The 19931-nt window shown below is 70.0% G+C and carries 17 protein-coding genes; 5 read left to right on the top strand and 12 right to left on the bottom strand.

Annotation, left to right across the window (positions count from 1 at the left end; translation table 11 throughout):
• Positions 1-30: 30 nt before the first annotated feature.
• The 12 genes from ABZT02_RS32730 to ABZT02_RS32785 all read right to left on the bottom strand — a co-directional run bounded on the left by ABZT02_RS32730 (position 31) and on the right by ABZT02_RS32785 (position 11790).
• Positions 31-753, bottom strand: a complete 723-nt coding sequence (locus tag ABZT02_RS32730) for a FadR/GntR family transcriptional regulator (protein ID WP_356023960.1) — start codon at positions 751-753, stop codon at positions 31-33.
• Complete coding sequence (locus tag ABZT02_RS32735) at positions 744-1772, bottom strand: aldo/keto reductase (protein ID WP_356023962.1); 1029 nt, start codon at positions 1770-1772, stop codon at positions 744-746. Before ABZT02_RS32735 ends, ABZT02_RS32730 begins: the two co-directional genes overlap by 10 nt.
• Before the next feature lie 46 nt (positions 1773-1818).
• The gene (locus ABZT02_RS32740; protein ID WP_356023965.1) at positions 1819-2913 is read right to left on the bottom strand and encodes a sugar kinase; all 1095 of its coding nucleotides are present in this window, start codon (positions 2911-2913) and stop codon (positions 1819-1821) included.
• Positions 2910-3542: a bifunctional 4-hydroxy-2-oxoglutarate aldolase/2-dehydro-3-deoxy-phosphogluconate aldolase gene (gene eda, locus ABZT02_RS32745; protein WP_356023967.1), complete on the bottom strand. Its 633-nt coding sequence runs from the start codon at positions 3540-3542 to the stop codon at positions 2910-2912. The genes ABZT02_RS32740 and eda overlap by 4 nt, the downstream gene beginning before the upstream one ends.
• The gene (locus ABZT02_RS32750) at positions 3539-4300 is read right to left on the bottom strand and encodes an SDR family oxidoreductase (protein ID WP_356023969.1); all 762 of its coding nucleotides are present in this window, start codon (positions 4298-4300) and stop codon (positions 3539-3541) included. Before ABZT02_RS32750 ends, eda begins: the two co-directional genes overlap by 4 nt.
• Complete coding sequence (locus ABZT02_RS32755; protein WP_356023970.1) at positions 4297-5340, bottom strand: alcohol dehydrogenase catalytic domain-containing protein; 1044 nt, start codon at positions 5338-5340, stop codon at positions 4297-4299. Before ABZT02_RS32755 ends, ABZT02_RS32750 begins: the two co-directional genes overlap by 4 nt.
• A complete protein-coding gene (locus ABZT02_RS32760) occupies positions 5337-5774 on the bottom strand; it encodes an RbsD/FucU domain-containing protein (protein WP_356023973.1) in 438 nt (145 codons plus the stop codon). Before ABZT02_RS32760 ends, ABZT02_RS32755 begins: the two co-directional genes overlap by 4 nt.
• Complete coding sequence (locus ABZT02_RS32765) at positions 5765-6667, bottom strand: amidohydrolase family protein (protein ID WP_356023976.1); 903 nt, start codon at positions 6665-6667, stop codon at positions 5765-5767. The genes ABZT02_RS32760 and ABZT02_RS32765 overlap by 10 nt, the downstream gene beginning before the upstream one ends.
• Positions 6660-7985 carry an L-fuconate dehydratase gene (locus ABZT02_RS32770; protein ID WP_356023978.1) on the bottom strand — a complete coding sequence of 442 codons (1326 nt, stop codon included), beginning with the start codon at positions 7983-7985 and terminating at the stop codon, positions 6660-6662. The genes ABZT02_RS32765 and ABZT02_RS32770 overlap by 8 nt, the downstream gene beginning before the upstream one ends.
• A gap of 94 nt (positions 7986-8079) precedes the next feature.
• A complete protein-coding gene (locus ABZT02_RS32775) occupies positions 8080-9120 on the bottom strand; it encodes an ABC transporter permease (protein ID WP_007386062.1) in 1041 nt (346 codons plus the stop codon).
• A complete protein-coding gene (locus ABZT02_RS32780) occupies positions 9113-10678 on the bottom strand; it encodes a sugar ABC transporter ATP-binding protein (protein ID WP_356023982.1) in 1566 nt (521 codons plus the stop codon). The genes ABZT02_RS32775 and ABZT02_RS32780 overlap by 8 nt, the downstream gene beginning before the upstream one ends.
• A gap of 47 nt (positions 10679-10725) precedes the next feature.
• The gene (locus tag ABZT02_RS32785) at positions 10726-11790 is read right to left on the bottom strand and encodes a sugar ABC transporter substrate-binding protein (protein WP_356023984.1); all 1065 of its coding nucleotides are present in this window, start codon (positions 11788-11790) and stop codon (positions 10726-10728) included.
• Positions 11791-12235: 445 nt separating this feature from the next.
• Between ABZT02_RS32785 and ABZT02_RS32790 the strand changes: the two genes are divergently transcribed.
• The 5 genes from ABZT02_RS32790 (at position 12236) to ABZT02_RS32810 (ending at position 19814) form a co-directional block, all read left to right on the top strand.
• A complete protein-coding gene (locus tag ABZT02_RS32790) occupies positions 12236-14467 on the top strand; it encodes an alpha-L-fucosidase (RefSeq protein ID WP_356023986.1) in 2232 nt (743 codons plus the stop codon).
• Positions 14468-14576: 109 nt separating this feature from the next.
• Positions 14577-16532: an RICIN domain-containing protein gene (locus ABZT02_RS32795; protein WP_356023989.1), complete on the top strand. Its 1956-nt coding sequence runs from the start codon at positions 14577-14579 to the stop codon at positions 16530-16532.
• A gap of 224 nt (positions 16533-16756) precedes the next feature.
• Entirely contained in the window at positions 16757-18058 is a 1302-nt protein-coding gene (locus ABZT02_RS32800; RefSeq protein WP_356023991.1) for an extracellular solute-binding protein, read from the top strand.
• Positions 18055-18996: a sugar ABC transporter permease gene (locus ABZT02_RS32805; protein ID WP_356023994.1), complete on the top strand. Its 942-nt coding sequence runs from the start codon at positions 18055-18057 to the stop codon at positions 18994-18996. The genes ABZT02_RS32800 and ABZT02_RS32805 overlap by 4 nt, the downstream gene beginning before the upstream one ends.
• Positions 18993-19814, top strand: a complete 822-nt coding sequence (locus ABZT02_RS32810; RefSeq protein ID WP_356023996.1) for a carbohydrate ABC transporter permease — start codon at positions 18993-18995, stop codon at positions 19812-19814. Before ABZT02_RS32805 ends, ABZT02_RS32810 begins: the two co-directional genes overlap by 4 nt.
• Positions 19815-19931: the final 117 nt, after the last annotated feature.

The following is a 19931-nucleotide window of genomic DNA, read 5'->3' on the forward strand; positions in this document are numbered from 1 at the left end:
CAGACGGAAGAGCGTCTCGGGAAGGGCTGGTCAGAGCCCTGTGAACACGCCCCACGGGAGGGCTTCTCCCGAACGCAGGTGGTCCTTGAGCCACAGCTCGGTGTTGCTGACGTGCAGCAGTGCGGCGGCTTGGCTGAGGGAGGCGTCGCGGACGGACAGGGCCCGGAAGATCGCCTCGTGTTCGGCGAGGGTCCGGCCGGAGGCCTGGGTGTCGACCAGGCCGCGCCAGATGCGGGCGCGCAGGGTGCGCCCGGAGATGCTCTCCAGGAGCGTGAGGAGCGTTTCGTTGCCGGTGGCCGAGATGACGGCGCGGTGGAACGCGGCGTCGTGAGCGTTGAGCCGTTCCACGTCGTCCTGGGCATCGCGCATGGCGTTCAGGTGCTGTTCGACCTCGGCCAGCTGCCCGTCGGAGATCCGGGTGGCGGCCAGTGCGGTGGCGACCGGTTCCAGGAGCCGCCGTACCTCGATGAGGTCCTGCAGCGCGGCGGTATCGCCCTGCAGCAGTTCCACCGCACCGCCGAGCCCCTCCAGGAGCAGGCTCGGCTGCAGGCTGGTCACGTAGGTGCCGTCGCCCCGCCGGACCTCCAGGACCCGGGCGACGGCCAACGCCTTCACGGCCTCCCGGGCGAGGTTGCGGGAGAGGCCCAGCTGAGCGGCCAGCTCCGGTTCCGGTGGGAGCTTCGAGCCCGGCGGCAGCGCTCCGCTGCGGATCAGCTCCCGGATCTGCACTATGGCCTTGTCCGTCAGAGACACCGCGCGCTCCTTCCGGGCCCGTGCGCCGCGGGCACGTCCGACCTGATGAGTCCCCGGGCGCGGAGATCGTCCCAGAGCCCGTCGGGGACGTACCGGCGGTGGAGTTCCACGTTCCGTACGACCTGCTGCGGATTTCGCATGCCGAGGGTGACGTTGATGATACTGCGGTGGGTGTAGGGGAAGGCGATCGCGGTGGCGGGCAGGGTCGTGCCGTGGGCCGCGCAGACGTCGGCGATCGCCCGAGCGCGGTCGAGCAGCTCCGGCGGGGCCTCCTGGTAGTCGTACTTCATGCCCTCGGTGGGGTGGTCGCGGGAGAGCAGCCCCGAGTTGAACACGCCGACGGCCACCACGCTCTTGCCGAGTTCCTCGGCGGCGGGCAGGACGTCGTCCAGTGCCGACTGGTCGAGGAGGGTGTACCGGCCGGCCAGCATCACCACGTCGGCCGCGGTCTCGCGCAGGAAGCGGGCGAGCATGGCCGACTGGTTCATTCCGGCGCCGATCGCGCCGATCACTCCCTGGTCCCGGAGCTCGGCCAGGGCCGGCATGGCCTCCTCGGCCGCCTGCCTCCAGTGGTCGTCGGGATCGTGCAGGTAGACGACGTCCAGGCGGTCCAGGCCGGTGCGCTCCAGCGTGTCCTCGATGGAGCGGAGCACTCCGTCCCGGCTGAAGTCCCACTGCCGGCGCAGGTCGTCGCGCACCACGAAGCCCTCGGTGTCGGTGCCGCGCGGGTGCTCGTTGGGCACGAGCAGGCGGCCGACCTTGGAGGAGACGGCGTACGCGTCACGTGGCCGGCCCGCCAGCGCCGCCCCCAGGCGGCGCTCGGAGAGACCGAGCCCGTAGTGCGGGGCGGTGTCGAAGTACCGGATGCCCGCTTCCCAGGCCGCCTCGATTGCGGCCTGCGCGTCGTGGGCCGGGGTGACTCTGTAGAGGTTGCCGATGACGGAGGCCCCGAAGCCGAGTCCGGTGAGCTCGACCGGGGTGCTCGCGACCTTCCGGCGCCCGATGCTGTGCGGTGTCAACTGTGCTCCTTGGGAAGCGGCGACGGCGTGAGGGCCCATGGGCCCGTCACCTTCTGACGGCGGCGGAGCCGCCTGCCATGAGTGCCTCGACCTCGGCGAGCGAGGCCATGGACACATCGCCGGGGGTGGTCATGGTGAGGGCGCCGTGCGCGGTGCCGTAGGCCAGGGCTCGGCTCAGTCCGGCGGTGTCGAGGTCGGCCACGGGCGCGGCACGGCCCGCCGGTCCGTCCTCGTCACCGCCGGGGGTCAGCAGGGCGTAGATCAGGCCGGCCGCGAAGCCGTCGCCCGAGCCGATGCGGTCCAGGACGTGCAGGCCGGGCAGTTCCGGGCCGCGGACGAAGCCGGTACGGGGCGACCAGGCGGCCGAGGACCAGTCGTTGACGCCGGCCGAGGGCACGTCCCGCAGGGTGGTCGCGAGCACCCCGGCCTGGGGCAGGAGCGCGGCGACTTCGACGAGGGCGTCGGGCACCTCGTCCGCCGCGACGCGTACCGCGCCCGGGTACGGTCCTGCCAGGCCCAGGGCGCCCACCATGACGTCGGCGTGGCGGGCGAGCCGCAGGTCGACTTCGCGGGCGGCGTGGGCGCCGCCCCTGCCGGCCCAGAGACTGGGGCGGTAGTTGGGGTCGTAGGAGACCCTGACACCGTGCCGTCGAGCGGCCGCCATGGCCTCGTCCGCGACGTCCACGGTGGTGTCCGACAGACCGGCGAAGACGCCGCCGGTGTGGAACCAGCGCGGCCCCGCGGAGAAGACCGCGTCCCAGTCGACGTCCCCCTTGCGCAGCTGCGAGACGGCGGTGTTCGCGCGGTCGCTGACGCCCACCGCGCCCCGGATGCCGTAGCCGCGCTCGACGAAGTTGAGGCCGTTGCGTGCGGTGCGGCCGATGCCGTCGTCGGGCACCCAGCGGATGAGGGAGGTGTCGACGCCGCCCTGGAGGATCAGGTCCTCGACCAGCCGCCCCACCTGGTTGTCGGCGAGGGCGGTCACGACGGCCGTACGCAGGCCGAAGCAGCGCCGCAGTCCGCGGACGACGTTGTACTCACCGCCGCCTTCCCAGACCTGGAAGGTGCGGGCGGTGCGCAGCCTGCCCTCGCCCGGGTCGAAGCGGAGCATCACCTCGCCGAGGGCCACCACGTCGCTCACGTCGCGCTCCCGTGCACGGCCTCGGCGGTCAACCGGCGGATCTCGCCGTACTCGCCGCGCTCCAGATGGGCGGGGGTGGCCATCCAGCTGCCGCCGACGGCGAGGACCGCCGGGACGGCAAGGTAGTCGGGCAGGCGCGGAGCGTCGATGCCGCCCGTCGGCACGAACCGTGCCTGGGGGAAGGGAGCGGCGAGGGCGCGCAGCATCGGGATGCCGCCGAGGGGTTCGGCGGGGAAGAGCTTGACGGTGTCGAGGCCGGACCGCAGGGCGCGCATCAGTTCGGTCGCGGAGGCGATGCCGGGCACCACGGGCACGCCCAGCTCACGGCACTTGGCGACGACGTCCTCGTCGAAGCCCGGCGAGACGACGAAGCGGGCTCCCGCCGCCACGGCACGGTCCACCTGGTCGGGCGTGAGGACCGTACCGGCGCCGACGGTCAGCCCTCCGTGGGCGGCCATCGTCTTGAGCACCTGCTCGGCGTCGGGGGTGCGGAAGGTGACCTCGGCGCACTGGACGCCGCCCGCCGCGAGCGCGTCGGCCAGCGGGCCGGCCATCGCGGCGGCGGGCACGGTCAGCACTGGCAGCACGCGGGCGCCGTCCAGCACGGCGGCCAGGTCGGTGTCGCTCATCGGCCGAGCCATCCGCCGTCGACGGGCAGGACGACGCCGTGGACGTAGGCGGCGGCGTCCGAGGCGAGGAACACGGTGGCGCCCGCGAGGTCATCGGCGCTGCCCCAGCGGGCGGCCGGGATGCGGTCCAGGATCGCCTTGCTGCGTACCGGGTCGTCCTGGAGGGCCTGGGTGTTGTCGGTGGCGATGTAGCCGGGGGCGATGGCGTTGACGTTCACGCCGTGCGGGGCCCACTCGTTGGCCAGGGCCTTGGTCAGTCCGGCGATACCGTGCTTGGCGGCGGTGTAGCCGGGGACGGTGATACCGCCCTGGAAGCTGAGCAGCGACGCCGTGAAGACGATCTTTCCGTGGCCGCGGGCCACCATCGACGCGCCCACCGCGCGGGACAGGGCGAACTGCGCGTTGAGGTTGACCTGGAGCACCAACTCCCAGTCCTCGTCCGTGTGTTCAGCGGCCGGGGCGCGGCGGATGGTGCCCGCGTTGTTGACCAGGATGTCCACCGGGCGCTCCCGTCCCGCCAGGTCGGCGCCCAGGGCGCGGACGGCTTCGGGGTCGGCGAAGTCGGTGCGGATCGCCTCGAAGGTGCGGCCCGCGGCCAGGACGTCCTTCTCCACGTCGCTGTCGGTGTCCTCCAGCTGGGCGCTGACACCGATGACGTCCGCGCCGGCCTCGGCGAGGGCGCGGGCCATGGCCCGGCCGATGCCGCGCCGGGCCCCGGTGACGACGGCGAGCCTGCCGGTCAGGTCGAAGGCGTTCACTGGGCGGCTCCCTGGGAGTCGTCGGTGCAGTCCAGGAGGATCTTCATCACGTCGCCGCCGCCCTCCAGGGCCTCGAACGCGTCGGGCGCCTGTGCCATGGGGACGACCTTGCTGATCAGCTGCTCGGCCGGAACGGTGCCGTCGGCCACCAGGGTCACCGCCTTCTCGAAGTCGGTGCGGTCGTACAACCGGGCGCCCACCAGGGTGAGTTCGCGCCAGAAGAAGCGGTGCAGGTTCACCTCGCGGGGCCGGGGGTGGATGGCCACGAGGCACAGCCGCCCCCGCACCCCCAGCACGTCGACCGCCGTGTCCACCCCGCCTTGTGCGCCGGAGACCTCGAAGGCCACGTCCGCACCGGCGTCGCCGGTCCACTCACGGACCAGTTCGGGCAGGTCGTCGGCGGCCGGGTCCCAGGTCGTCAGCCCCAACTTCTCGGCGAGCCGCCGACGGTGAGAGCTCAGCTCCACGACCCGGACCTCGGCTCCGGCGGCGCGGGCGACCAGGGCGATGAGGACGCCGACGGGACCGCCGCCGACCACGACGGCCTTCTCGCCCGCGCGGACCTGGGCCCGGCCGACGTCGTGCACCGCGACCGCGGTGGGCTCCACAAGGGCCGCGTGGTCGAGCGGGAGGGAGCCGGGCAGCCGAACGAGGGTCGTGGCGGGCACAGTCCAGCGCTGCTGCATCGCACCGGGGGAGTCGATGCCGATGAAGTCGAGGTGCTGGCAGATGTGCTGGTGGCCGGCACGGCAGGCCGGGCAGGTGTCGTCCCAGCGCAGCGGCATCACGGTGACCGCGTCACCGGGCGACCAGTCCTCCACACCCGCGCCCACCCGCACGATCCGGCCCGACATCTCGTGGCCGAGGACGGCGGGCGCGGCGACCCGGGCGTCCATGTCGCCGTGGAAGATGTGCAGATCGGTGCCGCAGATACCGACGTAGGCAGGGGCGATCTCCACCTGGCCGGGGCCGGGGGGCGGGTTTTCGGCGGGCGCGGTGTCCAGGGTGCGGGCGGCGAGGTAGCGGACGGCGAGTGTCATCGTGTTCTCAGGGTCCCTTCAGCGCGAACGCCGATCGTGAGCAGCAGGTTGGCGTAGGTGCGGATGTCGGCGGTGACGACGACGATGGCGAGGTCGGGCGAGCGGGCCGCGTCGTAGAACTCGAAGCGGTCGAGCGTCTCGACGGGGACGGGCGCCAGCATCGAGCGGTACTCGGCGATGGCCGGCGGCTCCGGCTCGCCCTCGGGCGGCACCATCACGTGCGCCGACTCGACGGGCAGAGCCCGCAGCAGGACGTCGAGCACGGTGGTGACGTCCAGCAGCCCCGGCGCCAGGTTGAGGTGGATGGTCCTGGCGCGCGGGCCGGTGGCGGTGCTCGCCGGATAGTGGCCGTCGGCGAGCAGGACCCGGGCGCCGTGCCCGGCGCCCGCCAGGGCTTCGAGGATGCCCGGGTGCAGGAGTTCGGTCAGCAGCATGCGGTGCGCTCCTTCCTTCGAGCGGGGTCGAGGCCGTAGAACGTGGTGGCGGTGCCGGCGAGGATCGCCTCGGTCTCGGCGGCGGAGCAGTCGGCGAGGAGTTCCTCGACGGTGGCGGCCCAGCGGTTCCAGCCGCCGGCCAGGACGCAGACCGGCCAGTCCGAGCCGAACATCAGCCGGTCCGGGCCGAACGAGGTCAGCAGGACCTCCCACACCGGCCGGATGTCGTCGACGGTCCACTTCTGGTGGTCGGCCTCGGTGATCAGTCCCGACACCTTGCACCGCACGTGGGGGTGCGCGGCCAGCCGTCGCACGCCCCGCTCCCAGTCGCCGAGGTCACCTCGGGCGATGGGTGGTTTGCCGGCGTGGTCGAGGACCAGGGGAAGGCCGGGGAGGCGTTCGGCCAGGCGGATCGCCTGGGGGAACTGGTGGTCGCGGATCAGCAGGTCGTACCCGAGGCCCCGTTCGGCCACCGCCCGCAGTCCCCGCTCCACCGAAGGCAGTTGGAGCCAGGTGGCGTCGGACTCGCCCTGGACGAGGTGACGTACGGCCCGCAGGTACGTGCCGCCGGGCCCGGCGCGCAGCGCGTCGAGGGTGTCGCCGATCGCCGGGGACGTGAGGTCCGCCCAGCCGACGACCGCGCCGAGGAGCGGGTCGCCGTCGGCGAGGGCGAGGAACTCGCGGGTCTCCTCGACCGATGCCACGCACTGGACGAGCACCGTGCACTCCAGCCGCCGTCCCGCGATCGGCGTGGTCGCGGCCGTGCGTAGGTCGTCGGTGCCGAAGCTGCGGCGCAGGGGCTCGTGTCCGGGCTCGTCGAGCCAGGACTGCGGCCGGATGTCCAGGTCCCACACGTGGTGGTGGGCGTCGACGAGGACCTGGGCGTCAGACACGGGCCGTCCACACGGGGCCGTCGGGGTAGGTGTACTCCTTGAGGGACTCGGGGTGCATCTGCGCGCTGAGCCCCGGCAGGGCAGGCGCTAGGTAGTGGCCGTCGGCGATGCGGACCGGGTCGACGAAGTGCTCGTGCAGATGGTCGACGTACTCGATGACGCGGTCCTCGGTGGTGCCGGAGACGGCGACGTAGTCGAACATCGACAGGTGCTGCACCATCTCGCACAGGCCCACGCCGCCGGCGTGCGGGCAGACCGGCACGCCGAACTTCGCGGCGAGCAGCAGGATCGCGATGTTCTCGTTGACGCCGCCGACCCGGGCGGAGTCGATCTGCACGATGTCCACCGCACCGGCCTGCAGCAGTTGCTTGAAGACGACCCGGTTGGCGATGTGCTCGCCGGTCGCGACCTTGATCGGGCTGACGGCCTTGCGGACCGCGGCGTGGCCGAGGATGTCGTCGGGCGAGGTGGGCTCCTCGATCCAATACGGGTCGTAGGGGGCGAGGGCGCGCATCCAGTCGATGGCGGGCTGGACGTCCCATCTCTGGTTGGCGTCCACGGCGATGCGGATGGCCGGGCCGACCGTCTCGCGGGCGGTGCGCATGCGCCGTACGTCGTCCTCCAGGTCCGCGCCGACCTTCAGCTTGATCTGGGTGAAGCCGTCGGCGACGGCCTCGCGGGCCAGCCGGGCCAGCTTCTCGTCGGAGTAGCCGAGCCAGCCGGGGGTGGTGGTGTAGGCGGGGTAGCCGCGCTCCAGCAGACGGGCGACGCGCTCCTGGCGGTCGGGTTCGGCACGGCGCAGGATCTCCAGCGCCTCCTCGGGGGTGAGGGCGTCGCTGAGCCAGCGGAAGTCGACCTGTGCGACCAGGTCCTCGGGCGACATCTCGCCGAGGAAGCGCCACACGGGCTTGCCCGCGCGCTTGGCGGCCAGGTCCCAGGCGGCGTTGACGACGGCGCCGGTGGCCATGTGGATGGCGCCCTTCTCCGGGCCCAGCCAGCGCAGTTGGGGGTCGTGCACGAGGGAGCGGGAGAAGGCTCCGAGGTCGGCGCAGACCGCCTCGACGGACAGGCCCACCACGTGCGGGGCGAGGGCCGCGATGGCGGCGGCCTGGACATCGTTGCCGCGGCCGGTGGTGAAGGCGAGGGCATGGCCCTCCAGTCCGTCGCCGGCGTCGGTGCGCAGGACGACGTAGGCGGCGGAGTAGTCGGGCTCCGGGTTCATGGCGTCCGAGCCGTCGAGGTGTTCGGAGGTGGGGAACCGCACGTCCAGGACGTCCAGGGCGGTGATGCGGGCGGATGCGGGCAGGGTGGAGGACATGGCGGCAACTCCTGTGAGGGCAAGGGGGAATCGGGTCCCCTGCGATGAGCGGTGAACGCGGCGCGGGACGGGCGGCCGGCGACGGCCGCCCGCGTCAGTCCTGGACCTTGCCGCCGGTGATGCGGGAGATGGCGAGGGCGACCAGGATGATCAGGCCGTTGAGGGCGCCGATCCACTGGGCGGGGACGCCGCCGAGCGTGAGCACGTTCTGGATCATGAAGAGCAGCAGGATGCCGCAGAACGCGCCGAACATGGTGCCCTTGCCGCCGTTGAGGCTGATCCCGCCGATGACGGCGGCGGCGAACACGGTGAAGATGTAGCCGTTGCCCTGCGCGGAGGCGACGGAGGCCAGCCGTCCCGAGAGCAGCAGTCCGGCGACTGCGGCGAGCACGCTGCCGGTGACGATGACGATCCACAGCACCCGGTCGGTGCGGATGCCGGCCGCCTTCGCCGCGTCGACGTTGCCGCCGATGGCGTACAGCGAGCGGCCGAAGCTGGTCCAGCCGAGGACCACGATGGCGACGGCGAACAGGGCCAGGCAGATCCAGATGGAGGCGGGCATCCCGAGCCACTGCGCGGTGCCGGGGTAGAGCATCGACTGCGGCAGCTGGAAGAACGTCTGGCCGCCGGAGATGCCGGTGAGGATGCCGCGCAGCACGATCAGCATGCCGAGGGTGACGATGAAGCCGTTGAGGCCGAAGCGGATGATCAGCAGTGAGTTGATCACACCGACCAGCACGCCCACGGCCAGGGTGACGGGGATCGCCCAGGCACCGGAGAGCAGGCCGAGTCCGTGTCCGGCGCCGGCCGGCACGACCAGCCAGGCCGCGACACCGGGCGCAAGGCCCATGGTGGACTCCAGCGACAGGTCCATCTTCTTGACGATCAGGATCATCGTCTGGGCGAGGACCAGCAGGGCCATCTCGGACATCGTCTGCAGGACGTTGATGAGGTTGTCCGTCTGCAGGAAGACCGGGTTGACGATCTGGCCGACGATCGCGATGACGACGATCGCGGGGACGAGGGCGAGGTCGCGCAGCCGGGCCAGGGGGATCCGGCCGCCGAGCAGCGCGGTGCGCCTCTGCTTCGGTTCCGCGGCCTTGGCGGCTGTGTCCGCGAGGACGGTTTCAGGCATTGAGGTCCACTCCTTCCATCGCGGCCACGAGTTCGTGGTCGTGCCAGCCGCGGGCTATCTCTGTCGTGACCCGGCCCTGGAACATCACCAGGATCCGGTCGCACATCCGCAGGTCGTCGAGTTCGTCGGAGGCGATGAGCACTCCGGTGCCGGTCCGGGCGGTCTCCTCGACCTTGCCGAGGAGGAATTCCTTGGAGCGCACGTCCACGCCCGCGGTCGGGTTGATCAGGACCAGCAGCCGCGGGTCGTCGGCCAGGGCGCGGGCCATGACGACCTTCTGCTGGTTGCCTCCGGACAGGGAGGAGACGGGCAGATCGGGGCCCGGCGTCTTGATCGCCAGCTTCTCGATCATGTTGTCGGCGAGCCGGTCGCGTCGGTCACGGCTGAGAAGGCCGTTCCTGCCGAGCCGGTGGGGCACGGACAGGGTGGCGTTGTCGGCGATCGACATGTCGGGCACGAAGCCCTGGTGGTGCCGGTCCTGGGGGACGAACCCGGCGCCGGTGGCGAGCGCGGCGGGCACGCTGCCCGGCCGGGGCCGCCGCCCCGCGATCTCCACCTCGCCGGTGGCGGCCGCCCACAGCCCTACGACGGTCTCGGCGACCTCGGTGCGTCCGCTGGCGGCGGCACCGGCGAGGCCGACGACCTCGCCGGCGCCCACCTGGAAGGTGACGTCTTCGTACGTGCCGTCCCTGCCCAGATCCCGCACGGACAGCGCGGGGGCCGCGGCGGGGTCGAGGGTGCTCGAGCGCACCTGCTGCCGGTCGGCGGCCGCCTCGCCGGTCATGGCGGCGACCAGCTCGGTGCGGGGGAGGTCCGCGACGGGGGCGGTGACGATGTGCCGGGCGTCGCGGAAGACCGTCACCATGTCGCAGATCTCGTAGACCTCCTGGAGGTGGTGACTGATGAACAGGAAGGTCACGCCCTGGCGTTGCAGGTCGCGGATGCGGTCGAAGAGCCGGTTGATCGCCGCCGCGTCGAGCTGTGCGGTGGGCTCGTCGAGGATGATGAACCGGGCCCCGAAGGACAGCGCCCGGGCGATCTCGACGAACTGCCGCTGCTCGACGCTGAGTTCGGCGGCCGGGGACTGCGGGTCGACGTCCACCGACCAGGTCGAAAGCAGCTCCTGGGCCCGGCGGCGTACGCCGGTCCAGCTGATCAGCCGGTTGGGGCCATGGTGGTGACGGTTCAGGAAGAGGTTCTCGGCGACGGTCAGCGTGGGGATGATCGTCGACTTCTGGTAGACGCAGGCCACGCGCCGACGCCAGGCGTCGCGGTCGCTGAGCCGGGGGGCGGGGCCGCCGCCGAAGGTGACCGTTCCCTCGTCGGGGGCGTGCAGGCCCGTCAGGACGGAGACCAGGGTCGACTTGCCGGCTCCGTTGCGGCCGACGAGTGCGTGGGTCTCGCCCGGCCGGATGGTGATCCGGGCGCCGTTCAGGGCAACTGTCGGACCGAATCGTTTGACTATGCCCGTCGCCTCGACGACGGGCGGGGTTGCGGGGGCCCGTCCGTCGTCCGCCGGGGCGGGCGCGGGGGTGACTGCTCGCTCCCCGTCGCTCATTTCAACCGCCTTGTAGTGGTGAGCCGTTGGATGCCTGAGAGGGTCGGTCAGCCGAGGTTGTTGCCCCACAGGGAGGTGTCGTCGCTCTTGACGCTGGGCACGCCGCCGTAGGTGCCGCCGTCGACGGTGACCAGGGGAGCGGAGAGCTGGTCCTCCAGCAGGCCGTCGCGCACCTGGATGATGGTGCTGTCGTGGTCGGTCTTGCCGGGCTTGAACGTCTTCCCGTCGATCGCGGCCTTGAGGTAGTACAGGGCGTACTTGGCGTACAGGTCCGCGGGCTGGGAGACGGTGGCGTCGATGTGGCCTGCGGCGATGTCCTTGAGCTCCTCGGGGATGCCGTCGTTGGACACGACGAAGACATGCTTCTTGTCCTTCGGATCGACCAACAGGCCCTTCTGCTTGAGGACTTGGAGCGTGCCGGCCAGGGCGAAGCTGGACTGCATGTAGACGCCCTTGATGTCCGGGTTGGCGGTCAGGTCGGTCTGGAGCTTCTGTGCGGCGACCGCTCCGTCCCAGTTGGTGGCCTCGCCGAACACCTTGATGCCGGGGTAGTTCTTCTTCATGCAGCCGTTGAACGCCTCGGTGCGGTCACGGCCGTTGATGGAGTCGAGACCGCCCTCCAGCATCACGACCTTGCCCTTGCCGCCGAGCTTGGTGCCGAGGTACTGGCAGGCCTTCTCGCCGTAGGCGCGGTTGTCGGCCCGCACCACCATGAACACCTTGCCGCTGTCGGGCCGGGTGTCGACGGTGACGACCGGGATCTTCTTGGCGTCCAGCTGCGCCAGCGTCGGCGCGATGGCGGCGGTGTCCTGCGGGGCCATCGCGATGCCCTTGACGCCCTGGCTGATGAACGTCTGTGCGTTGGCGGTGAGCTTGGCGACGTCGTTCTGGGAGTTCGTGGTCTTCAGGTCCAGCCCCAGCTCCTTGGCCGACTGGGGCGTGTACTTGATGTACGAGTTCCAGAAGTCGGTGTCGGACCGCGGGTAGTCGACGCCCACGAGCGGCTTGCCGCTCGACGATGCGGTGGTGCCGGAGCCGCTGCTGCAGGCGCTGAGCAGCGTCAGTGCGCAGACGACGGAGGCGGTGGAGCCGAGTGCGGTTCTGAGTCTCATGGGTACTTCCTCGCGCTGGTCCCGGAGCGGGGGTTGTTACGCCGATGCGACGGCTGTGTGTCGTCGGCGGAGAGATGGGATGTTTATAGAGTGGGAGAAGTGAGGTTGTCTAGTGGGTGCGGCAAAACTGCTGGAGATGACCTTCCTCTGCCATAGATCCATCCCATCAATGATGCGCTCTCGTGATGCGCGGACGGCTTGCCAGTGGATTGTCCGTGTGGTGGCGCACCTGTGTCGGGTCCCTAGACATTCCATGTTTGCCGTTACTGCAATGTGCCGATAGCGGCTATATATGGACAAAAGCCAAGCGTGATATGGGCTTTCATCCCTGCACACCCGTTGACATCAGTGCGTCACATGGTCGAACTTCATGCGTAACCTCCGACGCTCCAGAACCGTCGGCGTCCCGCGTCTCCCCCCGTCCCCCTACCTCAGGGATGTCCTCATGTCGCGTTCGCTCAACAGACGCCAGTTCCTGTCCGCCGCCACCTGTGTGGCGGCGGCAGCCATAGCAGGCGGTGGCCTCGGCGCCGGCGTCGCCCAGGCGGCACCGAGCACCTACACGCCCGACTGGAACTCGGTCGACCAGCACCCGCCGGCTCCGGAGTGGTTCCAGGACGCGAAGTTCGGGATCTACTTCCACTGGGGCGTCTTCAGCGTTCCCGCCTTCGGCAACGAGTGGTATCCGCGGTCCATGTATCACGCCGACGACAGCGTGAACCAGCACCACATCGCGACCTACGGCCAGCCCTCGGCATGGCCGTACCACAACTTCATCAACGGGGCGAAGGACCTGGCGGGCAACTTCGTGCAGTTCGCGCCGAAGCTGAAGTCGGCCGGCGGGAACTTCGACCCCAACGAGTGGGCGCAGCTGTTCGTCGACGCGGGTGCGAAGTTCGCCGGCCCGGTCGCCGAGCACCACGACGGCTTCTCCATGTGGAACAGCCAGGTCAACGAGTGGAACTCGGTCGCCAAGGGCCCGAAGCTCAACCTGCTGCAGCTGTTCACCACGGCGATCCGGGCCAAGGGCCTCAAGCTGCTGGTCGCCATGCACCACGCGTACCACTACAACGGCTTCTACGAGTTCGCCCCCGCCCAGACCGACCCCAGCCTCAAGAAGCTCTATGGCCAGCTCGGTGCGGCCGCGGAGAACCAGCTCTGGTACGACAAGCTCAAGGAGGTCGTCGACCTCGCGCAACCGGACATCCTGTGGCAGGACTTCAAGCTGGACGCGGTCGACGAGACGCAGCGCCTGAACTTCCTGTCGTACTACTACAACCAGGCCAACGCCTGGGGCCGTGAGGTCGTCGCCACCTACAAGGACGGGTTCAACGGCAAGGGCGAGGTCTTCGACTACGAGCGCGGCGGGCCGGGCGACCTCACCAGCCCGTACTGGCTGACCGACGACAGCATCTCCAGCTCCAGCTGGTGCTACACGCAGGGCATCGGCTACTACAGCAGCCAGCAGATGCTGCACTCGTTCCTCGACCGGGTCAGCAAGAACGGCAACGTGCTGCTGAACATCGCGCCGATGGCCGACGGCACCATCCCCCAGGCGCAGAAGGACATCCTTCTCGGCATGGGCGACTACCTGAAGCGCTTCGGCGAGTCGGTGTACTCGACCCGCGCCTGGACCGTGTACGGCGAAGGCCCGACGAAGATGGGCGGCGGCGCCTTCACCACTCCGACGGCCGGCACCGCGCAGGACATCCGCTTCACCCGCAACAAGGCGGACAACGTCCTGTACGCCACCGTCCTGGGCTGGCCCGGCAGCTCGGTGACGATCAAGACGCTCAGCTCGGACCGCGTCAACCTCTCCTCGCTGACCTCGGTGAAGCTGCTCGGCTCCACGGCCGGTACATACATCGACCTGCCCGCACCCACGCAGACTTCCTCCGGTCTCACGGTCACCCTGCCGTCCTCGGCGCCGTACAGCGCGGGCGCCTACGTCCTGAAGCTGGCCTTCTCCGGCGCCATCCCGACCTTGCTGCCGCTGGCCGGCGCCGCCGCCTTCACGGACGTCAACTACACGGGCGGCTCGGCCCCGTTGCCCGTCGGCGACTACACCGCGGCCGACCTGAGCGCGGCCGGACTGGGCACCCGCACCATCTCCAGCCTGCGTCCCGCCCCCGGCTACCAGGTGATCGGCTACTCCGGCGACAACTTCACCGGGACCGCCTGGACCTTCACCGCCGACAACCCCGACCTCAGGGTCACCGGCAACAACGACCAGATCACCTCGCTCAGGGTCCAGTTCAACCCGTCGAGGTACTTCCGGATCACCAATGTCACCGACGGCCTCGCCCTGGACAGCGGCGGCAACGTCGCCTCCGGATCCAACCTCAAGCAGTGGAGCTGGGACTCCAGCAACAACCTCCAGTGGCAGGCGGTGGACGTGGGCGGCGGCTACTACAAGCTGGTCAACCGCACCAACGGCATGGTCGCCGACGGCTGGGGCAACACCGCCGATGGCTCCCCGGCCCAGCAGGCGCCCTGGAACGGCGGCCCCAACCAGCAGTGGAAGATCACCTCCCGGGGCGGCAACAGCTACACGATCGCCAACCGCACCACCGGCCTGGTCCTCGACGGCGGTGGCAACGTCACCTCGGGCTCGATCACCAAGCAGTGGACCTACGGCAGCAGCACCAACCTGCAGTGGACCTTCACCGCCCTGTGAGTCCCGCAGCGCCATGACCCACGGCCGCGGCGGGCGTGCTCTCGGGCCTGCCCGCCGCCTTCACCGCCTCACCCCCCCACATCAGAGCCACCCGACCGGGAGTACACCCATGTCATCAGAGAGAAGACTGTCCCGTCGTACCCTGCTGGGCGCCGCGGGCGCCGCTGTGGCCGCGACAGCGCTGCCCGTGGTCCCCGCTTTGTCGCCCCTGTTGCCGGAGGCAGCCGCCGCGGATCCCCAGACCAATCTGGAGAAGCTGGTGAACATGCGCTTCGGCATGTTCAACCACTTCAACATGGGCACGTTCACCAACGAGGAATGGGCCGCCCCGAACCAGAACCCCGCTCTGTTCGCGCCCACGGCCGTGGACTGCGCCCAGTGGGCCGATGCCGCCGCGGCGGCGAAGATGAGCTACGGCATCCTGACGACCAAGCACCACGACGGCTTCGCCCTGTGGCCGAGCGCCTTCGGCACCCAGAACGTCGCCAACAGCTCCTACAAGCAGGACGTGGTGAAGGCGTACTGCGACGCCTTCCGGGCCAAGGGACTGAAGGTCGGACTCTACTACTCGATATGGGACCGCACCTTCGGCGTCGAGGCGTGGGAGAGCCGGCACAAGGTGTCCGGGCTCGACACCACGGATGCCATCCAGCCCGGCGACATGACCTTCATCCTCGGCCAGATCACCGAACTGCTGACCAACTACGGCACTATCGACCTCTTCATCACCGACGGCTACGCGTGGCAGATGGGCCAGCAGGCCGTCTCCTACCAGCGGATCCGCGAGCATGTGAAGTCGCTCCAGCCGGACATCGTCATGATCGACCACGGTGCGCTGTCAGTGCCGTTCCTCGGTGACGCGATCTATTTCGAGGAGCCGCTGGGCGTCAGCGCGCCCGCCGGAAACACCTACGCCGCCACGCAGGGGCAGACGATCAGCAACGGTTGGTTCTGGCATCCGGCCACGCCGACCGAGAGCCTGATGAGCAAGGACGCGATCCTCTCCCATCTGGCGGACCTGGAACCGAAGTACACCTCCTTCATCCTGAACTGCCCGCCCAACCGGAACGGCAGGCTCGACACCAACATCGTCAACCGACTCGCCGAAGTCGGCGCGGCCTGGAACCCCGACAGCTCCCGCCCGCCACTGCCGACGCAGATGCTGCGCGCCGAGCACCCCGTCACACCGGTCAGCGCCTACGCGACCGCATTCCACACCGGCGAGGGACCCCTCAACGCCATCGACGGACTGAGCGACAGGAACTACGAGACCTGCTGGTCCACTTGGGGCCTGTCCCCGGCCCTGCCCCACTCGATCACGGTCGACCTGGGCGGGGTGTGGAGCAACGTCTCCACCCTGGAGTACCTGCCCAAGCAGTGGAACCGCAACAACACCACCGACGGCGACATCCTCTCTTACACCATCTCCACCAGCACCGACGGCACGAACTTCACCCAGGTCGCCACCGGCACCTGGGCCGGCGACCGCGCCACCAAGGTGGCCGAATGGCCCGCCCGGAACGTGGGCTTCGTACGGCTCCAGGCCATCGCTGCCACTGGCGGCTACGCCAACGTCGGCGGCCTCCACATCGGTGGCCGGACCGCCAAGCCGGCTCTGGTGTCAAGGGTCCTCCCGGGGGACGGCACGGTCTACCGCATCGTCAACCGCAAGAGCGGCAAGGTCGTCGACGTGTTCAACTTCGGCACCGCCAACGGCACCAACATCCAGCAGTGGCCGTGGCTGAACAACACCGCGCAGAAGTGGACCTTCGCCTCCACCGGCGACGGCTACTACGAGATCAAGAACGTGAACAGCGGCAAGCTGATGGAGGTGGCCGGACTCTCGCGGGTGGACGGCGGGAACGTCGCGATCTACGCCGACAACAACGTTCCCCAGCAGCACTGGGCAGTCACGCCCACGGGCGATGGCTACTACTACCTCACCAACCGGTTCAGCGGGCTGTCCCTCAACGTCGACGGGGGCTCGACCGCCGACGGCGCCAACATCAACCAGTTCACCTACAGCCGCGCGCCCGAGGAGCAGTGGCAGATCATTGCCGTGTGAGGACCCGACGACGGGCGACGACGGGCGACGACGGACCGGCGCCCGTCGTCGCCTGTCGGACGCCGACATCGAGGTGCGGTCACCCCAGCCGATTTCGCTACAAGTTCCGAAATTATTCAGCGCGAGGACCGCCACGTGGCCGAAACACGCGGTTCATAGCGTCTGGGCACATCACGTCACTGACCTCCGCCCCCGTGAGGCACCTCGTGTGACAGGAGTCCTCCGTGCCCAAAATCTCCCGCCGCGCCGCCCTGCGGCTGACCGCCGGCCTGGCCGTCGGCAGCGCGCTTCCCCTGACCGGCTGCGGGCGCCACGACGACGCGGCCGCCGCCGGCACCGCCGAGAAGATCGACGCGTCCCCGGCCACCGGCACCCTGAACGTCTGGGCCGCCCAGGGCGACGCCGACGTGCTCGGCACGGTCGTCAAGCCGTTCAAGTCCGCCCATCCCGACCTGGTCGTGAAGACCACGCTGATCCCGAACGCGGAGTACTACACCAAGCTCCAGGCGGCGATCGCGGCGGGCAAGGGACCGGACGTCGCCCAGTTCTTCCCCGAGTCGCAGGCACAGTTCCTCGACTCCTCGACCTTGCGGCCCGTGCCGGACGGCCTGGTGGATCCGAACAGCTTCTTCAAGAGCCTCTGGGACGCCGGGGTCGTGGGCGACGTGGCCTACACGGTGCCCTGGTACGCGTACACGTACGCGCTCGTCTACCGATCGGATCTGGCCAAGAAGGCGGGCGTCGAGGCACCGACCACGTGGGCCGGCATGGAGCCCTTCCTCAAGGCCCTCCAGGGCGCTGGCGCGGCCCACGCGCTCGGGGCCGACATCGGGTGGGACATCTTCAACGGCCAGGACGTCGCCATGTATGCCTGGCAGGCCGGAGGCTCACTCGTGACCTCCGCCGGCAAGTGGAACCTGGACACGCCCCAGATGGTCGACGCGCTGAAGTACAACGCGTCCTTCTTCACCTCGGGGACCGCCGACACCAGTGGGCCGACCTTCCTCGACGCACAGCCGTACTTCGTCTCCGGCAAGACCGCGAGCATGATCACCGGGCCGTGGGTCGTCGGCCAGCTCGACACCGCCGCCAAGAAGAGCGGCTGGACCGCCTCCCATGTCGCCACCGCCCCGCTGCCCGCCGGAGCGTCGGGCAGCGTGTCCTTCTCCGCGGGCGGCACCTGGGGCGTCCTCGCCGACAGCGGCAACGCGGACGCCGCCTGGAAGCTCGTCCGGTACCTGGCCAAGCCCGCCACCCAGGTCGCGCAGTACAAGGCGTACAGCTCGCTGCCGGCCGTCATCTCCGCCTGGGACGACCCCGCCATCAAGGGGCAGCCGCTCATGGCCGCCTTTCTCACCCAGCTCAAGAACACCCGGGCGTTCCCCCAGGTCAGCACCTGGCAGCAGGTCGCGACCCGGCTGGGCAAGGAGATGGAGGCCGTCGCCAAGGGCAAGGAGACCGCTGCGAAGGCCGCCGCGAACATCCAGGCGTACGCCGAGAGCGTCGGCACGGGCACGAAACGATGACCGCGAGCGCCGTACCGGCCGCCGGGAAGGCCACGGCCGTACCGAAGACGGCTGCACGCAGGGCGTCCCGAGCCCGCCGCACCGCCGTCGCCTGGCTGTTCCTCGCCCCGTTCGCCCTCGTCTTCCTGGTCTACACGGCGATCCCCACCGTAGCCGCCCTCGCCCTGAGCCTCACCGACATCCGCGGTGCCGACCTGCGCACCCCGTTCGCCGTCGACTTCACCGGTGTCCAGAACTACCTCCGGCTGTTCCGGGACCAGACCTTCGTACGGGACATCCTCAACACCGCCCTCTTCGTGGCCGTGGGCGTGCCCCTGACGATGGGCATCGGCTTCACGCTGGCCCTCGCGCTGAACTCCGGCATCAGCCGGCTGCGCGGTGTCCTGCGCACCGTCTTCTTCGCGCCCGTCGTCACGAACGTCGTCGCCGTCGCGCTGATCTGGCAGTACGCCTTTCACAGGGACGGCACCGTGAACAAGCTGCTCGGGGCGGTGGGGTTCGCCGGACCGAACTGGCTGGACGACCCGAACCTGGCCATGCCGGTGGTCATCCTGCTCGGCGTCTGGCGCAACTTCGGCATCGCGATGGTGCTGTTCCTCGCCGGTCTCCAGGCCGTCCCGCGGGACGTGTACGAGGCCGCCGCCCTGGACGGGGCCGGCCGGTGGCGCCAACTCCGGTACATCACCGTGCCGTTGCTGCTGCCCACCACCCTCATGGTCTCAGTCCTGCTGACCGTCTTCTACCTCCAGGTCTTCGACGAGCCCTACCTCCTCACCGGCGGCGGCCCGCTCGGCTCCACCGAGTCGGTCGCGTTGTACACCTACCGCCAGTTCGGGGTGGGCGAGTTCGGGATGTCCTCGGCGGCGTCCTTCGTGACGCTCGCGCTGGTGACCGTGGTGAGCGTCGTTCAGTTCCGGCTGCTGAGGTCCCGCACATGAGCCGTACCGCCCGTCCCGTGATGTACGCCGCCCTGGTGCTGTGCGCCCTGCTCACCATGTTGCCCTTCGCGTGGGGCGTGAGCGGAGCGCTGCGCAGCCTGGACGAGATCCGCTCCGACCCCGGGGCTCTGCTCCCGCACCACCTCACCTTCGGCAACTTCAGCCGACTGTTCGAGACCCAGGGCTTCGGCCGGTTCGTGGTCAACAGCGTCGTCGTCGCGCTGATCGTGGTCGCGGGGAACATCATGGCGGCGTCGGCCGCCGGATACGCCCTCGCCAAACTCGACTTCGCGGGACGGCGGCTCGCGTTCGGTGCGGTCATGGCGGCGATGATGGTGCCGTTCACCGCGGTGTTCGTCACCCAGTTCGTGATCACGGTCGACCTGGGGCTCGCGGACACCCTCACCGGAATCGCCCTGCCCGGCGCGGCGCTTCCGCTGTCGGTCTTCATCGTGCGCCAGTACGCCCTGTCGGTCCCCGACGAACTCCTCGAAGCGGCCCGCATCGACGGCGCGGGCGAGTTCCGGATCTTCTTCAGAATCTTCCTGCCGCTGGCCGGTCCCGCCGTCGCCACGATCACGATCATGTCGTTCCTCAACTCCTGGAACAACTTCATCTGGCCGCTGGTCGTCGCCCAGAGCATGTCCACTTACACCCTCCCGGTCGGCCTCGCCGCCACCAGTCAGGCCGCGGCCCACGTCACCGACTACGGCCTGCTGCTCGCCGGAGCGATCGTCGTGATGCTGCCGGTGCTCGTGCTCTTCCTCCTCCTGCAGCGGTACTTCGTGCAGGGCGTCGCGGGAACAGGGCTGCGATGACCGTGACCACATCCGTCCCGGACACCCCTGCGGGCACGGTCGTCGGTCGCCAAGTGGGTGCCGTGCGGCGGTACTTGGGTGGGCGGCTCGGCGACTCGGCTCGTGAGTACGGCCGAC

It is taken from the genome of Streptomyces sp. NPDC005402 (genome assembly GCF_040606575.1).
Classification (GTDB): Bacteria; Actinomycetota; Actinomycetes; order Streptomycetales; family Streptomycetaceae; genus Streptomyces.

Coding starts and splice junctions, on each gene's coding strand:
- eda (WP_356023967.1), bottom strand. CDS start 3,542: ATGAGCGACACCGACCTGGCCGCCGTGCTGGACGGCGCCCGCGTGCTG.
- ABZT02_RS32755 (WP_356023970.1), bottom strand. CDS start 5,340: ATGACACTCGCCGTCCGCTACCTCGCCGCCCGCACCCTGGACACCGCG.
- ABZT02_RS32760 (WP_356023973.1), bottom strand. CDS start 5,774: ATGCTGCTGACCGAACTCCTGCACCCGGGCATCCTCGAAGCCCTGGCG.
- ABZT02_RS32770 (WP_356023978.1), bottom strand. CDS start 7,985: ATGTCCTCCACCCTGCCCGCATCCGCCCGCATCACCGCCCTGGACGTC.
- ABZT02_RS32775 (WP_007386062.1), bottom strand. CDS start 9,120: ATGCCTGAAACCGTCCTCGCGGACACAGCCGCCAAGGCCGCGGAACCG.
- ABZT02_RS32780 (WP_356023982.1), bottom strand. CDS start 10,678: ATGAGCGACGGGGAGCGAGCAGTCACCCCCGCGCCCGCCCCGGCGGAC.
- ABZT02_RS32785 (WP_356023984.1), bottom strand. CDS start 11,790: ATGAGACTCAGAACCGCACTCGGCTCCACCGCCTCCGTCGTCTGCGCA.
- ABZT02_RS32790 (WP_356023986.1), top strand. CDS start 12,236: ATGTCGCGTTCGCTCAACAGACGCCAGTTCCTGTCCGCCGCCACCTGT.
- ABZT02_RS32795 (WP_356023989.1), top strand. CDS start 14,577: ATGTCATCAGAGAGAAGACTGTCCCGTCGTACCCTGCTGGGCGCCGCG.
- ABZT02_RS32805 (WP_356023994.1), top strand. CDS start 18,055: ATGACCGCGAGCGCCGTACCGGCCGCCGGGAAGGCCACGGCCGTACCG.
- ABZT02_RS32810 (WP_356023996.1), top strand. CDS start 18,993: ATGAGCCGTACCGCCCGTCCCGTGATGTACGCCGCCCTGGTGCTGTGC.